Genomic DNA, 16,686 nt, shown 5'->3' on the forward strand with positions numbered 1-16,686 from the left:
GAACTATGAGCGCGAATCACGCACGGGGATTTCACGTATTCGTTGCGTTTGGGGTGCTTGCACTCGACCGCTTCTCGAAGTGGTTGGTTGCAAGCCGTATTAACCTCCACGATACGATTACGGTTATCCCCGGGTTCTTTCGCATCACCCACGTCGAAAACAGCGGCGCCGCGTTTGGCTTGTTTTCTGATTCGTCGTTCGAGTGGAAGCTCGCGTTGCTCATCCTCTTTTCGCTCGTCGCTCTCGCCGTGGTGAGTGTTCTGCTTTGGAAGAACAGCCATATCGTGAACGCCACCGGGACCGCCCTATCCCTCATCATGGGCGGCGCGCTCGGGAACCTGTGGGACCGCATGATCTCCGGTCATGTGGTCGACTTTCTCGACTTCAACATCGGAAGCTACCACTGGCCATCGTTTAATGTTGCCGACAGCGCCATCGTGATCGGTGCGTTTCTATTGGTGGGCGATATTCTGTGGAGCAAGACACCCGAGCACGAGCGCGTTCGGTAGCAAATCTGTAGTCCCAACTTCCCCAAAATCCCGTAATCTTTCCTGGTCGCCCTCCGTCTAAATGAGGAACAAAGTTGTATGCTGCGGGTTAACAAAACTATGCGTGCGCCATCTTTATTTTTGATCGTTTTGTCTGTCTCTTTGGCCGTGTCCGCCCAGCAGGGCCCACCTCCCGGCGGACATCCCCGTGGTGAGTTCCGCAATTTGGATCGCGTTGCTGGAACCGTGGTCTCCATCAGCGCCGATGCCGTTGTCATTAAGCCTGAGACGGGCGACAGCGTGACCGTAAAGATCAGCCCGGAGACTCGTATCCGCAAAGACCGGAATGAGGCGAAACTGTCCGACTTCAAGGCCGGTGACCGTATCTTCGCGGCCGGAAAGCTGAATGAAGATAAGAGCCTTGCTGCCGTGATGATCGGTGGTGGTGAGATGGGCGGCGGCCGAATGATGATGATGGGCCCTGGAGGACAGCCTCCCTCACCTGAAGAATTGGTAAAGATGGGGCTCGGTACCAGATTTGTCGTCGGCGAGGTCAAGGCGATTGACGAAACCAAGCTCATCATTCTTCGGCCTGACGGTCAAAGCCAAACCATTGAAGTAGACGAAAGCACATCGTTCCGTAGCGGTCGCGACGAAAGCGTCACGCTTGCCGACGTGAAGGTCGGCGATCGCATCATGGCCCGTGGCGAGATGAAGAACGGGATCTTCGTTCCGCAGTCGCTGCGGATTGGCGGAGGACCGGGCGGTCCGATGATCTTTGAACGCCATGGCGAGGGCGATGCTCCTCCACAGCAACACAAGTAAACTCATGCGCAGAGTGCTTCTCATCTTCATACCGATCCTTCTGGTCTTGGCGGCGTCGGCTCAGAACGATGCCACGGCAGCGACCTCACTGACCCAGACGTTCGAGATTCGCGGAACGGCAACATCCGGCAAAACGCCGCTGCCCGGCGTCACGATTACGGCAACGAACACCCTCACCGGAAAGAAGATCGCCACATCTACCGACGCGCAGGGCAACTTCGTGCTTCAACCGCCGGCACGCGGCCGTTGGGTGATCAAGGCCGACTTCCCTGCCTTCGCAGCGGTAACAAAGGAAGCTGTCATCAATCCCAGCACTCCTTCCGCGCGCGTTGATCTCGATCTCGTCCTTCTCTCTCGCGTTCCGAAAACCACCGATCAAGTCGCGCTCCAGCAGACGCTCGCGGGAGTGATGAACAATCGCGGCGCTCAATCACTTTCCCTGACGGGAACCGGCATGCAAGGCGACGGAAGCACTTCCGATATGCCGACGGACGCCCCCGCCATGGCAAGTTCTGCCGATGCGATGAATGAGTCGGTCTCGTTTGCCGGTTCCTCCGGCCGAACCCAGGATTTTGGCAGCCACGTGGACGACATTCGCGACCGCATCGAAGAAATGCGCGCACGAGGCGAACTCGGCCAGGGCGGCGACATGATGATGATGGGCGGCGGTCCCGGCGGAGGTCCAGGCAACGTCGTGATCATCGCTGGACCCGGTGGTGGCGGGGGCCCGGGGATGCCGCGCATGAGAATTGGGCGTGGAAATCTGAACCGTCCTCACGGATCGATCTTCTATTCCGCAGGAAACTCCATCTTTGACGCTGCCCCATATTCCTTGAGTGGCACTGCGGCCGATAAGCCTGAGTACTCATCGAATCGATTCGGCGGAACCATCGGCGGACCGTTGCCGAAATTCATCGACCCTTCGCAGAAGACTTTTACGTTTCTGAACATATTCGGCACACGCTCCTCGAATCCATACCAGGTCTTCTCGCATGTGCCGACCGCACTCGAACGCAGCGGCGACTTCTCGCAGACATTACTGTCCAACGGTCAGAGCGTCCAAATCTACGACCCGAACACTGGCACCGTGGGCAACAAGATCAGCAATATCGATCCCATCGCATCCGGACTGCTCAATTACATCCCGTTGCCGAACCAGCCTGGCCTTCAGAACTACCGCTTCAGCGATTCCGCCGAAAACAACAGTGTGAACATTGGTTTTCGCATCATGCGGTCCTTCGGTTCTGGCGCTTCTGCCGGGCCGCGTCGCGGACCGTTTGGCCGGAACAACATCAACTTCGGACTGAACTACACGAACAGTGACAGCGACCAGTTGCGTCCATTTCAGACTGTCCGGGGCACCTCGAAGAGTACGGGGTGGAACGTTAACGGCGGATATACCAAGAGCTTCGGCAAATGGACGAACCAGCTTCGCGTCAGCTACAACCGTAATAAGATCGACATCACCAACCTGTATGCGGGTATTACTGACATTGAGGGAGGACTTGGCATCACCGGTGTCTCACAGAACCCGCAGGATTGGGGACTTCCTTCTTTAGCTTTCGCGAACTACTCAGGTCTGTCCGATGTTTCTCCTGTCCTGAGAACTGACAACAACATCATGTTGGGCGATACCGTCATGTGGCGTCGCGGGAAGCACAATATTCGCTTCGGAGGCGATTACCGCCGCCAGCTCACTAATCTAAAGAGCAACACGAATCCCCGCGGCTCCTTCACGTTCACCGGCTTGGCCACTTCCATTAACGGTGCCACCGGAACCGGCTACGACTTCGCCGACTTCCTGCTCGGTATTCCGCAACAGACCTCCATTCAGTACAGTCCGAACCAGTACTCCTTTGCGTCGAACGGCTGGAACTTTTTCTTCATGGATGATTGGCGGGTCGCCGCGAATCTCAGCGTTAACGTCGGACTGCGTTACGAATACACCGGCCCATTCACGGAAGCGCACAATCAGCTCGTGAATCTCGATCCCTCATCAGGATTCACCGGGGTCGTTCCCGTACAACCGGGGCAATCGAGTCCAAACAACGGCGTCTATCCAAATTCTTTAGTAAACCCGGATCGTAATAACTGGGCGCCGCGCATCGGCATCGCGTGGAAGCCGATGGACAAAACGGTCGTCCGCGCCGGCTATGGCATTAACTACAACCTTGCGCAGTATCGAAGCATTGTCCAGCAGCTCGCCTTCCAGCCACCATTTTCGTTTACGCAGACAAACGTGCTGTCTCCCTCCACGCCACTGTCTCTGGCCAATGGCTTTCCCGCAGCTACCGAAGGCATTACCAACAACTACGGCATCGACGTGAATTACGGCCTTGGCTATGTGCAGATGTGGAACCTCAACATCCAGCGAGAGCTTAAGGGCAACTTCATGTTGAATGTCGGTTATACCGGCAGCAAGGGAACCGGACTTGACATTGTGCGCGCACCGAATCGCGGGCCTGAAGGACTTCGCATCGAAGGCGTACAGCCTTTCCTGTGGGAATCGTCGGAGGGCAGTTCGATCCTTCACGCTGGCAACGTTCGTCTGCGCAGGCGTTTCACCAAAGGAGTTTCCTTCGGCGCGACTTACACCTTCTCGAAATCCATCGACAACGCGTCCTCGATCGGAGGGGGCGCCACCGTTGTGGCTCAAAACGATCTGGATCTCGCCGCCGAGCGGGGCCTCTCCAGTTTCGACCAACGCCACAGGTTCACAGGCGATTTCATGATCGGGCTTCCCTTTGGCGACGGGCGCAAGTGGCTTTCACACCCAGGAATGCTTCGCACAGTGTTTGGCGATTGGAACTGGAATGGCAGCTTCAACATCGCTTCCGGATTCCCTTTCACCGCGCGCATCCTCGGCAGCTATAGCGATGTCAGCCGTGGCACCAACGGCACTCTCCGCGCCGACTATACCGGTGCTCCAATCTCTCTCGATAGCCGCTCTGTGCAGCAATGGTTCAACACAGCGGCGTTCGTGCTTCCCGCTACCGGACAATTTGGCAATGCAGGCCGCAATACGATCGTTGGCCCCTCGACGGTCACCTTCAACATGTCCCTGGGTAAGGAGATTCAACTCAGGGAGATGATGGGCCTCGAGATTCGCGCCGATGCGACCAACATCTTCAACACGCCGCAGTTCACCAGTATTGACACCGTCGTGAATTCGCCTACATTCGGACAGGTGGTAGGCGTGGGATCAACCCGACGGATTCAACTTTCGGCGAGGTACCGCTTCTAGCATCATGACCATTCTTCCCCATCGCGGGTTACACCGCTTCACGGCAGCCGCACTCGCTCTCGTCTTCGCCTTGTCGCCATTGTCGGCCGTGGCGCAACAGGCAGCCGCCAGCTACACGTTTCGGGTGAACTCCGACCTCGTGCTGGTCAACATTGTTGCTCGCGACAAGTCCGGCAATTTGGTTCGCGACCTGAAGCGTGATGACTTCACCGTTCAGGAAGACGGCAAGGCACAGCAGATCCAGTCCTTCGATCTCCTTACCCCTGATGCCGCGCCTCCCGCAGACGCCCTTGTTCAGACAGCAACTACCACAAAGACCCAGGCTGGACCACGCATCGTCGCACCCGGCAATGCGCCCAATGAACTCATCCGCGACAAGCGACTTATCGTTCTGTTCTTCGATCTCAGCGCCATGGAACCCGAGGAAGTCGATCGCGCGGTGAAGTCCGCCCGCGACTATGTTGACAAGCAGATGTCCTCCGCCGATCTGGTCGGCGTCGTCACGCTCGGCGACTCCATGCAGGTGGCGCAGGAATTCACGGATAACCGTGATGCTCTCCGGACAGTGATCGCTCGCATCGGGGGAACCGAAGGCGAAGGCTTTCAGGCGGAAGACACAACTTCGGAGACCGGTGCCCAATACACTCCCGACGATAGCGAATACAACATCTTCAATTCCGATCGCCGATTACAGGCCATCACGGCTCTATCTCAGTCGCTCTCTCGGTTCCAGCAGAAGAAATCGATCCTCTACTTCTCGGGAGGCATGGAGCGCACCGGCACGGAAAATCAGTCGCAGTTACGCACAGCCATCAACACTGCGGTTCGCTCCAACGTTTCGCTTTATGCCGTCGACAGTCGTGGCCTTCAGGCACTTCCGCCGGGTGGCGACTCGAGTCGCGCCAGCCTGCGTGGCGTAAGCGCTTATTCCGGCGCTGCCGTACAAAGCGATCTCGATTCCAACTTCTCCTCACAGGAGACCCTCGTTACGCTTGCCTCGGACACTGGTGGCAAGGCCTTTCTCGACAGCAACGATTTCTCTCCGGCATTCAAGCGCATCCAGGCCGATACATCTTCTTACTACCTGCTTGGATATCGCAGCACGAACAAGAACATGGACGGGCGCTACCGTCGTATCACCATCAAGATCAATCGCAAAGATTTGAAGCTTGAGTATCGTCCCGGCTATTACGGACCGCGTGATTTCGCCCACTCCTCAAAAGAAGACCGCGAAACGGAACTCGAGGAAGAAATGATGGCCGAACTCCCTCGCACAGACCTTCCGGTCTACCTGGAGACCGCATTCTTCCGTATGCAGAATGATCGTTATTACGTTCCAGTCTCGATCGTTGTGCCCGGGTCGGCCATTCCGGTGCGAGGCAATGCCACCGACAAGACAACCGCTGTCTTGGACATTCTCGGTCTGGTCCGCGAAGCAGGGACAAAGTTCCCGGTCGGCAATGTTCGTGACACTGTCAAGATTGGCGTCGATGCCGGAAGCGGCACCGCTCGCAAGAATGTGCAGTACTCCACCGGATTCAATCTTCCCCCGGGCAAGTATTCGCTGAAGTTCGTTATCCGCGATAACCAGGATGGTCGCATCGGAACGTTCGAAACCACGCTGACGGTACCCGATCTGAAGAAATCTCCACTGAAGATGAGTTCCATCATCCTTTCTTCGCAGGCCGGACCGGCCGGTAAAGAAAAGAAGAGTCCTCTGGTACGCAACGGGGCGGAAATCCTTCCCAACCTGGCTCACGTCTTCTCGAATGGCCAGAAGATGACGGTGTTCTTCGAGGTTTACGAACCGGCAAAGATGAAATCGCCGGACGGGAAGAACGGCAATGCTGTCCGGGTCCTCACCGCACTTCAGTTCTTTAGCGGACGCGTGAAGGTTTTCGAGACGCCGGTGGTGGAAGCCGGTGTCATCACTACACCAGAAAGAAAAGCGGCATCGTTCCAATTGGACGTGCCGCTTCAAGACCTCAAACCCGGCTGGTACACCTGCCAGTTAAGCGTCATCGACGACGCCAGCGGAGCGTTCGCGTTTCCACGCTTCGCTGTGCGCGTCGACGAACGCCGCAACTAGGGTTCATACCGGATCGGCAGATATTTCGGTTCCCACATCGCCTGACGAAGGTTGTCCTCAAGTCCTTCCAGGATATCTTCGTCAGCGTATCCTTCTTTCACTGCTTGCCGAACCGTGGCACAAGCCACTGCCAGCGAGCACTCGCGAATCCTCGACAGTTGCGGATATACCGCCGTTTCAGCCAGGTCCTCTTCCGTGACTTTCTCCGCAAGAGCGCGAGCTGCTTCCAGGAACATGCTGTCTGTGACGCGAGTGATTCTCGCGGCACTGATGCCCAGACCCACTCCCGGGAAAATGAAGGAGTTGTTACCCTGCCCGATGCGATACCGCTTGCCGTTGTACGTCACTGGGGCAAACGGACTTCCCGAAGCAACAATCGCCCGCCCGTCGGACCACTGGATCGCATCCTCGGCCGTGCATTCCGCCTTCGATGTCGGGTTCGACAACGGGAAGATGATGGGACGCTCATTGATACTTGCCATCATCTGGATCACGTCCTTGCTGAACGTACCCGGTGTTCCCGACGTGCCAAGCAGCACGGTCGGTTTGACGTTGCAAATCGTCTCGACCAAAGTGATCTTCGTCCGATCTGCACATCTGTACTTTGCGACTTCCTCAACGTCTCGAGCGTAAGTGGCTTTGAAATCTTCCAGATTCGTGCGCGCTTTTGTCACCAAGCCATGGCTGTCGACAGTCCAGACTTGCTTGCGTGCCTCAGATTCTGCCAACCCTTCCTGCACCATCGCCGACACGATCAGGTCCGAAATGCCCTGTGCCGATGCACCCGCACCCGCAAACACCACACGCTGGTCGCGCATGCGTCCACCGGTGATTCGTAACGCGCTAAAAAGGCCGGCGACAATCACGCCCGCCGTGCCCTGGATGTCGTCGTTGAACGAGCACAGCTTGTTACGGAAACGTTTCAACTGGTGGATGGCGTTGCCCTTCAGGAAGTCTTCCCATTGCAGTAGTGTGTTCGGAAATACCTTCTGGACAGCCGCGACAAACGCATCAACAAACGCCTGGTACTCTTCACCGCGAATGCGCTTGTGCTTCAGGCCGAGGTACAAGGGGTCCTTTAGCCGCTCTTCGTTGTCGGTGCCGACATCGAGTGTGATCGGAAGCGTGCTGTTCGGTGACACCCCGGCGCACAATGTGTAGAGACACAGCTTTCCGATCGGAATGCCCATTCCACCTGCGCCTTGATCGCCAAGTCCCAGGATGCGCTCACCATCAGTCACAACGATTACCGACGGATTCGAAATCTCGGAGTTGCGCAGGATGTTTTCGATGTGATCTTTCTGATCAATACTTATATAAAGGCCGCGGGCCCTGCGATAAATGTGGGAATACTTTTGGCATGCCTCTCCCACCACTGGCGTATAGACGATCGGCATCATCTCATCGATGTGCTCCAGCAGTAACCGGTAGAACAGAGTTTCGTTCCGGTCCTGCAGGCCGCTTAGATAGATGAACTTCTCCAAGTTCGTCGACTTGTTCAGGAAGTTCTCGTACGTCCTGTCCAGTTGCTGGCGCATGGTGGCAACGTGAGGGGGAATAAGACCGTTAAGGTCAAGCTCATCTCTTTCGCGAGTGGCGAAGGCAGTGCCCTTATTGGTGACCGGGTTCAGCAGCAAGGCCTTTCCTTTGGTGTCAACCGATAGGTACTTTTGCCCCGTCGCTGGATCGATTTTTACGGCTAGTTTCATTCCGATCTCCTTGATGGCAAAGCGATTACGCCTTCAAGTAAACCGGAAGGAATTCCACATGGCTGTGACGCACATACCCTTGTGACGTGATTCCGATGCTTCCTCAGGCGAATCGCTGGGGACAGCTCCAGGTAAGTATGCTCCGGTAAACCAGCCGTTTCCCTGCTTCTTTCGCCCGCTCCAGCCAAGCGGTACCCTCTCCCGGTACGGCCTGAAAGGAAACCTGGACAGTTACGGGGAGCAATCGCTGACAACATAGCCTCACTCTTGGGATATGCGATCCGCTGCTGACCACCAGTATCGTTTTCACCGCTGGATGCCTCTCCAACCAGGCTTTCAGTCCAACGATTTCGGTCATTGTTCCGAAGCTGCCCTTCTTGACCCAGGTAACCGTTCCCGGCGGATACTGCACAAAACAATGCCTCTCCGGGGCAGGGATCGTGGCCGCCAAAGCCAGCAGGTCCGGCTTTGGGTCGATCGGCAGCTTCGGAAATTTCCGGAGCTCAAATCGCGCGGTACTCAGTAATAAGGTTCGAGCGCGACCTCTTTCGAACTCGCCGATCGCAAATATCTTCCTCGATACCCTTCCGGCCAGCACGAAGATCGCGTCGTATGTGTCTTGTTCCGCAGCGCTCATTCCACGTAGCTTGTGAGTAGTTCTCGGTTTTGCTAAGTTAGCAGCGAATCGGTGTTGAAGCTACCGACCATGAAAACCCATTTGCTTCTACTCGCGTTTCTTGCCCTGTGCTCGGCTTCGTACAGCCAAAACAGTGCACCTGCCGCACAATCCCAAGCACCGGGTTCGGCCTCCAATTCGGGCAGCGCAAAGGTAGAACCGAACCGCTGCTTCGGATATCGTCTCGATGACCCCAAAGGCCAACGCTGCGGAATCACCTGCGACACCGGCCAGAGCGCACGGTGCACCAGCGTACCGCTCAACAGCCCGGGAGACCCGGTCTGCAACTGTGTGAAGGCGCAAGGAGTTGAAGGCGTAATGCCGTGGTCCTCTTGTCGCGCCGCAAAGAAATCACAAGAGGGCAAGGACATCGCGAGCTGCTCCATCGCCTGTGACAAAAGAACTGTCGCTACGTGCAAAGACGCTCCCAGCGAACCGGCAAGCGGAGAGCCGTCTTGTCGCTGCGAACCGAAACCTGCGGCTACTGCCGCGAAGCCAGCAAATCCAATTTCGAAGTAACTCCAGCCATCAGCACGAGCAGAGCTCCCGTTCAGAACACCCCAATCGTTCAGCCCTGCTTAGCCCTAATACAAACGGGCGCTCCCGAATGACATCTCACAACTGTTCGTATTCGGCTCAGGAGTCCCCAAAGGGTGTCGCTCAGAACCACGTACTTATCTCGTTGTACCGCTGTTGTGGCGATGTTTCTTGTCTTGTCCGGTATTTTGCCGGCACAACAGGGCGTTCCATCTTCCGAGCCCGCCAAAACCGCTCCACAGGTAAAGCAGGTCCTGCCTTCTTATGAAGGACAAAACGTTTCCAGCGTGGAAATCGCCGGACGTCCTGACATCAATGTCGACGAACTCAAGTCGCTGCTGGTCCAACAGCCTGGCCAGCCATTTACCCGCGCCAAAGTTGACGCCAGCATTGCCGCCCTAAAGGCGACCAAGCGTTTCAAAGACGTCCAACTTCAAATCGTTCCTGATCTCCAGGGAATACGTCTCCTGCTCGTAATTCAACCCGGACTCTACTTCGGGATGTATCGCTTCCCGGGGGCAATCAAGCGGTTCAACTACTCCCGTCTTCTGCAGGTCGCAAATTATCCTCCGGAAGGCCCTTACTCCATCGCCGACGTCAACAACGCCACTCGTGCGCTCACGGAATATTTTCAGAAGAGTGGCTACTTCCAGGCTCAAGTCCGCCCCGAGATCGACTCCGATCCGAAACACGGGCTCGTTAACGTTATCTTTCACACCACTCTCGGCAAGCGCGCCGACTTCGGAGAAATCAAGATCGAGGGCGCCACACCGGAGATGTCCCGGTTCCTTCAGGGGAAGCTCACGTCCATTGTCGCCCGCATGAAAGGGGCTGCGATTCGTCCGGGCAAGAAGTATTCGCTCCGTACCATCGAAAACGCCACCCGACGTTTGGAGAATACCCTGCTGAGCGAACACCGACTCTCCGCCACCGTGAAACTTCTCGGCGCGGACTATGATCCGGCCACGAACCGGGCCGACATCGCCTTCCACGTCGAACCCGGCCCCGAGATCAACGTTGACATCCAAGGGGCTCACGTCTGGAGCTGGACCAAGAAGAAACTCATTCCTGTCTACCAGCAGGTTGGAACGGATCCGGAGATTCTCCAGGAAGGCCGCCGCAACCTAATCTCGCACTTCCAGTCGAAGGGCTATTTCAACGTCCAGGTCTCGGTCAAAACCGAACAGAAGAAGAACGGTGAGCAGATTGTCTATCAGGTCACGAAAGGACCTCGTCACCGCGTTTCGGAAGTAGACGTTGAGGGAAATCACGCACTCCGTGAGGAAGAACTCGAACCAGTCGTGAAGGTCCAGGAGGGCCGCTGGATTCTGAACCGTGGCAACTACAGCGAGAAGCTTGTCCGGCAGAGCGTCAAAAACCTTGAGCAGGTCTACAAAGCCGCCGGCTTCAGCACCGTTCAGATCACTCCGGAGATCAAGCAGCGCGAAGGAGACATTTATGCCATCTTCCGCGTCAATGAAGGACCGCGCGACATCGTCGAATCCTTGCGCGTCGAGGGCAACAAGACCCTTCCTGTCTCACAGTTGGCGCCGAAGGGGCTGAAGGTAGTGGAAGGTCAGCCGTATTCACAGAAGCTATCCGATCAGGACCGCACCCAGATTATGGCGCGCTACCTGAACGAAGGCTATCTCACCGCTACGTTCCGCCAGACCGTAAAGCCGGTTGACAAGGACCCACACCGGCTCGCAGTTACGTATCAGATCTATGAAGGTCCACGCGTTACCGCCAACAGCATCATCACGATCGGCCGCGAAGACACGCGCCAATCCTTCATCGACCGTGTCGCGCAGCTTCGTCCGAACCGGCCGCTGACGGAAAGCGATATGCTCACTTCGGAAAGCCGCTTATACGAACCCGGTATCTTTGACTGGGCCGAAGTAGATCCGCGCCGCCAGATCACTACGCAATCTCACGAAGACGTCGTCGTGAAAGTTCACGAAGCGAAGCCGAATTCCATCACCTATGGATTCGGCTTCGAAGTGATTAACCGTGGCGGCAGCGTTCCGAGTGGCACGGTGGCCGTGCCGGGCATCCCTCCTGTCGGCCTATCCAAAGACTTCACCACGAACGAAAAACGTTTCTGGGGACCACGAGGTAACGTCGAGTACACGCGTCGCAATGTCCGCGGCAAGGCGGAAACCATCAGCATCAGTGGTCTTGCCGGACGACTCGACCAGCGCGGCATTTTCAGCTATCTGAACCCGCACTTCCGCTCCACGAACTGGGCATCCACCTTCACGATCTCCGGCGCGCATGACGCGACGAATCCGATATTTACCTCGCGATTCGCTGAATCGGGATTCCAGATCCAGCGCTATCTCGACCCGAAAAAGTCGCAGAACTTTACCATTCGGTACAGCTATCGCCAGACCGGTCTCACCCGGCTCTTGATCAAGGAACTGGTCCCGCAGGAAGACCAGCATCTTCGACTTTCAAGCCTGACCGCCACGTTCACCCGCGACAGTCGCGACAGTATCCTGGACGCACATCGCGGCCTTTACGAAAGCTTCGAACTCGGCGTCACGCCGAGTGCTCTGGGATCCAGCGTTACCTTTGCCCGGCTGCTTGCACAGACGGCGTACTACCATCGGCTCCCCAAGGAAATCATTTGGGCAAACAGCATTCGCCTCGGATTCCTGAAGCCTTTCGCAGGAAGTCACGTTCCGCTGAGTGAGCAGTTCTTCTCCGGCGGCGGCAGTACACTTCGTGGATTCGCCCTGAACGGAGCTGGACCTCAGCGGACGATCTCCGTCTGTAACAACCCAGCCGACATCAGCACCTGTGCTCCCACGTCGGTACCGGCTGGTGGAAATCAACTCTTCATCCTCAACTCGGAATTTCGTATTCCAGTTCCGATCAAGAAGGGCCTGGGAGTAGTTGCCTTTTACGACGGTGGTAACGTCTTCCGTACCATCGGCTTCAATGGCCAGTACACAAATACGCTCGGCTTCGGCATCCGATACGCAACTCCGGTTGGACCCGTTCGCTTCGATATCGGCCGCAACTTGAACGCGCCACCGGGAATCAAAGCTACTCAATACTTCATCACTTTGGGACAAGCATTTTGAGCGCCGCACCTTCATTACCGCCTGATTTTGGGCAGCCAGAAGACCAGCCGCCTCAGCTACCACCCCGACGTCCGCTCTGGAAACGAGTGCTTCTCTGGACCGGCATCGCACTTGCCGCTCTGGTCCTGCTTGTCTTTATCGGCATCCAGTTCATCCTGCACAGCAATACTGCGCACCAGTACATCTTGAATAAAGCTCAGCAGAGTGCGACCGACGCTCTGGGATCCGATGTGAAAGTCGGCCACTACTCGCTCACCTTCTCCGGCATCAGCCCGACGCTGGATCTCTATAACGTGGTGATTGCCGGCGCAGACCCGTATCCCAACCCGCCGCTGCTCCAGGTCGACCACATCCGAGTTGGTGTGCAGGTCGTCTCAGCTCTTCAGAAGAAGTGGTATCTCAACGACGTGGTGGTGAATCACCCCGTGGTGCGCGTCTTCGTTGATAAGGAAGGAAAAGACAATCTTCCTCAGACCAAGAAGAACAAGGATAAAAAGAGCAACACTGACCTGTTCGCATTAGGGGTTCGCCATGCTGTTCTGGATCGCGGCGAGGTCTACTACAACAACCGCAAGAGCATCATGCAGGCAGACCTGCACGACCTCGATTTCCGGGCGGCCTTCGACACCAGCAATCCCCGTTATTACGGCACCCTCGCCTACAGCAACGGCCATCTCCAGATGGAGTCGTTCGACACAATCAACCACAACTTCCGCGCGGAATTCGAATACGCGCCCGACCGAGTCGCTCTCACCAACGCCGTTCTACGCAGTGGACCATCGCACTTCACCGTCAACGCCACCCTTCGTGACTTTGCGAATCCGAAAATCGAAGCCGAGTACACGGCACTCATCGACAGCGGAGAGTTCCGTCAGATTTTGAAGAATCCCACGCTGCCCGTTGGGCTCATCGACGTAAACGGCAAAGTCCAATACGTCGCACAGCCGAACCGTCCCATGCTCGATGTCATAACGGTCGAAGGTTCTCTGGCCAGTCGCGGACTGCAACTTCGCACGCCTACCGTACGCACGGAAGTCCGCAACATCGGCGCCAACTACATCCTGCGGAACGGCAATGTCGAAGTTCGCAACCTGCATGCAAACGTCCTTGGGGGCGACCTGAACGGTACGCTCACAATGCGTGACATCAGCGGTGCCTCCAAATCGCAGCTCTCGGCAACGCTGCGGAGTGTCTCGCTCGCCGGCCTGAAAACCGCCATCAGCAATCCCGCCATTCAGAAGGTAGGGCTCTCGGGCTCGGTAAATGCGAAAGCCAACGCAACATGGGGCAAGACATTCAACGACCTCGTCGCCAATGCCGATGCGACCCTGAACGCCAACGTCGCACCATCGCAAACGTCGCCAAACAAGGTTCCGGTCGATGGCGTCGTACACGCTCGCTATTCCGCCCCCGGAAATACGATTACGCTTACCAACAGCTACCTCCGGATGCCGCAGACCTCCGTGAATCTGAACGGAACCGTCAGCGATAGATCGAGCCTGCAAGTAAATCTCCAGGCCAACGATCTCCACCAACTGGAGACCATCGCGGCAATGTTCCAAACGCAACCGAAGCCGCTAGGCCTTTACGGAACCGCCTCTTTCAATGGCAATGTGACCGGCTCGACCAGTGCCCCGCGCTTGAACGGACAGCTCGTCGCCGCAAATCTGAAAGTGAAAGGCACCGAGTGGCGCTCGCTACGAACCAGCGTCAGCGCGAGCCCATCGCAAATCGCGCTCCGCAATGGAAGCATCACTCCCATTCCGCGCGGACAGATCGAATTCGACTTGAACGCCGGACTACACAACTGGGGATTTACACCTAATAGCCCCTTCGAAGTTCGCCTCAACGGGCGCCAACTCGACGTCGCGAAACTCTCCCAGGCCGCCGGACTCACCCGTCCCGTGACCGGAATATTGAACGTCAGTGTGCAGGCTCACGGCACGCAACTAAGTCCGATAGGCAACGGCAGCATCGATCTTTCTCAGGCAAAAGTTGCGGGCGAAACCATCCAGCGTGCCAGCGTCAAATTCGAAGGCACGGGAGATAGTATCCGCACCAATCTTGACCTCCGCCTGCCCGCCGGATCCGCCAAAGGTACTGTCGATTACTTCCCGAAGCAGCAGGGGTACGACGCTCGTCTTGAGGCGAACGGAATCCGCCTCGACCAGTTGCAGTCGCTCAAGTCGCGGAACATGGAACTCGCGGGGGTACTGAACCTGAACGCCTCCGGAAAAGGGACTCTGAAAGATCCACAACTCGTCGCCAAGGCTGAAATCCCGAAACTGACAGTGCAGGGACAAACCTTCGACGGCATCACCTTGAACACTAACGTTGCCAATCACGTTGCAAATGTCGCACTCGATTCCCGGGTCCTCAACACTACTCTTACGGGGCGCGCCAAAATCAATCTAACTGGCGACTACTTCACTGAGGCGACCCTCAACACGGCATCCATTCCGCTGCAACCTATCATCGCGATCTACGCCCCTTCGCAGGCCGCCAACCTTACCGGGCAGACCGAACTACACGCCACTCTGCGTGGACCGCTGAAAAACAAGACGGCCATAGAGGCACACCTCACAATTCCGACACTCGCCGTCAACTATCGCAACGCCGTCCAAATTGGGCTTCCGCAGCCCCTTCGTGCTGACTACACGAACGGCGTGCTGAACATTCAGCGGACCGCCATTCGCGGCACCGGCACGGACCTTCAACTTCAGGGCAGCGTTCCTGTGGTCCAGGCGTCCGCTCCCATGTCGGTCCTTCTCGTTGGTACTGTCGATCTTCGCCTCGCGCAGATACTGAACCCCGATCTCGCCAGTTCCGGACAGCTTGTCTTCGACATCAACTCTTACGGTCGTCGCGCCGACCCGAACATTCAAGGACAGATCCGCATCGTCAATGCCGCCTTCGCTACCGGTGATGCTCCTCTCGGTCTTCAAAACGGGAACGGCGTCATCAACGTCACCCACAATCGCCTTGAGATCTCGCGATTCAACGGCACAGTCGGAGGAGGTACCGTCCAGGCTCGTGGCGGTGTGACTTACCGCCCGACAATCGGATTCGATCTCGCACTGAATGCAAAGGAAATCCGGCTCCTCTATCCTGATGGTGTTCGCTCCGGCCTCAGTACGAACATGACGCTCACCGGAACGCCGGAGACGGCCTATCTGCGTGGCCAGGTAAACGTCGACCAGGTTTCATTCACGCCAGCCTTCGACCTCATGGGACTGATGGGGCAGTTTGGCGGCGCAACAACTCCGCCGCCCGCACAAGGCTTCACCAGCAACCTGCAACTTGACCTCGGCATTCACACTCCGCAGGGGATTAACCTGTCGAGCCGCGAACTCAGCCTATCCGGCGGTCTCAACCTCAATGTACGGGGTACCGCCGCAGAACCAGTCGTGCTTGGACGAGTCAATCTCACAAACGGCGACCTGATCTTCCGCGGCAACCGTTACCTGCTTGAGGGAGCCACCGTGGACTTCGTCAATCCCACACGCACTCAACCGGTCCTCAACGCTTCCATCAACACCACGATCCAGCAATACAACATCGCCATGCGCTTTGAAGGACCGATCGACCGGATGCGCACCAGCTACACTTCGGACCCGGCGCTCCCACCGGCCGACATCATCAATCTCGTTGCATTCGGAAAGACTACGGAAGCCGCGGCGGCGAATCCCAATCCACCCGGAAGTCTCGGCGCTCAGTCTGCGATCGCCTCAGCCGTTGCCGGACAAGTGACCAGCCGACTGGAGAAGGTCGCCGGCATTTCGCATCTGTCGGTAGATCCCACCCTGGGAGGCACCGGTAGCGGTGGACAGGAAAACCCCGGCGCCACTGTCACCATTCAACAGCGCGTCACAAGCAAGTTTTTCGTGACGTTCTCTACCGACGTCACCTCAACGCAACGTCAGGTCATTCAGTTGGAATACCAGGTAAGTCCGCGCATGTCCGTTAGTGGCACGCGCGATCAGAACGGCGGATTCGCCATGGATACCAAGTTTAAGAAACGCTGGTGAC

At 56.9% G+C, this 16,686-nt stretch carries 9 protein-coding genes; 6 read left to right on the forward strand and 3 right to left on the reverse strand.

From position 1 onward, the window contains the following. Positions 1-5: 5 nt before the first annotated feature. The 4 genes from lspA to VN577_15910 all read left to right on the forward strand — a co-directional run bounded on the left by lspA (position 6) and on the right by VN577_15910 (position 6,646). Positions 6-509, forward strand: coding sequence for a signal peptidase II (gene lspA, locus VN577_15895; protein HWR16311.1), 504 nt, complete (start codon positions 6-8; stop codon positions 507-509). A 204-nt stretch (positions 510-713) separates the two neighbouring features. After that, entirely contained in the window at positions 714-1,313 is a 600-nt protein-coding gene (locus VN577_15900) for a DUF5666 domain-containing protein (GenBank protein HWR16312.1), read from the forward strand. 4 nt (positions 1,314-1,317) lie between these two features. Then, positions 1,318-4,557 (forward strand): TonB-dependent receptor, encoded by a 3,240-nt coding sequence (locus VN577_15905; protein ID HWR16313.1) that lies wholly within the window; start codon positions 1,318-1,320, stop codon positions 4,555-4,557. A gap of 4 nt (positions 4,558-4,561) precedes the next feature. Beyond that, positions 4,562-6,646 (forward strand): VWA domain-containing protein, encoded by a 2,085-nt coding sequence (locus VN577_15910; GenBank protein ID HWR16314.1) that lies wholly within the window; start codon positions 4,562-4,564, stop codon positions 6,644-6,646. Here VN577_15910 and VN577_15915 read toward each other — a convergent pair. The 3 genes from VN577_15915 to VN577_15925 form a co-directional block, all read right to left on the reverse strand. Continuing rightward, positions 6,643-8,355 carry an NAD-dependent malic enzyme gene (locus tag VN577_15915; protein ID HWR16315.1) on the reverse strand — a complete coding sequence of 571 codons (1,713 nt, stop codon included), beginning with the start codon at positions 8,353-8,355 and terminating at the stop codon, positions 6,643-6,645. The genes VN577_15910 and VN577_15915 overlap by 4 nt on opposite strands. A gap of 103 nt (positions 8,356-8,458) precedes the next feature. Continuing rightward, a complete protein-coding gene (locus tag VN577_15920) occupies positions 8,459-8,992 on the reverse strand; it encodes a hypothetical protein (protein HWR16316.1) in 534 nt (177 codons plus the stop codon). A 32-nt stretch (positions 8,993-9,024) separates the two neighbouring features. Next, a complete protein-coding gene (locus tag VN577_15925) occupies positions 9,025-9,450 on the reverse strand; it encodes a hypothetical protein (GenBank protein ID HWR16317.1) in 426 nt (141 codons plus the stop codon). Between the two features lie 234 nt (positions 9,451-9,684). Here VN577_15925 and VN577_15930 point away from each other — a divergent pair, with 234 nt between their 5' ends. Both VN577_15930 and VN577_15935 read left to right on the forward strand, forming a co-directional pair. Next, complete coding sequence (locus VN577_15930) at positions 9,685-12,657, forward strand: POTRA domain-containing protein (GenBank protein HWR16318.1); 2,973 nt, start codon at positions 9,685-9,687, stop codon at positions 12,655-12,657. 86 nt (positions 12,658-12,743) lie between these two features. Then, the gene (locus VN577_15935) at positions 12,744-16,685 is read left to right on the forward strand and encodes a translocation/assembly module TamB domain-containing protein (GenBank protein HWR16319.1); all 3,942 of its coding nucleotides are present in this window, start codon (positions 12,744-12,746) and stop codon (positions 16,683-16,685) included. Position 16,686: the final 1 nt, after the last annotated feature.

It is taken from the genome of Terriglobales bacterium (assembly GCA_035561515.1).
Classification (GTDB): domain Bacteria; phylum Acidobacteriota; class Terriglobia; order Terriglobales; family Acidobacteriaceae; genus DATMXP01.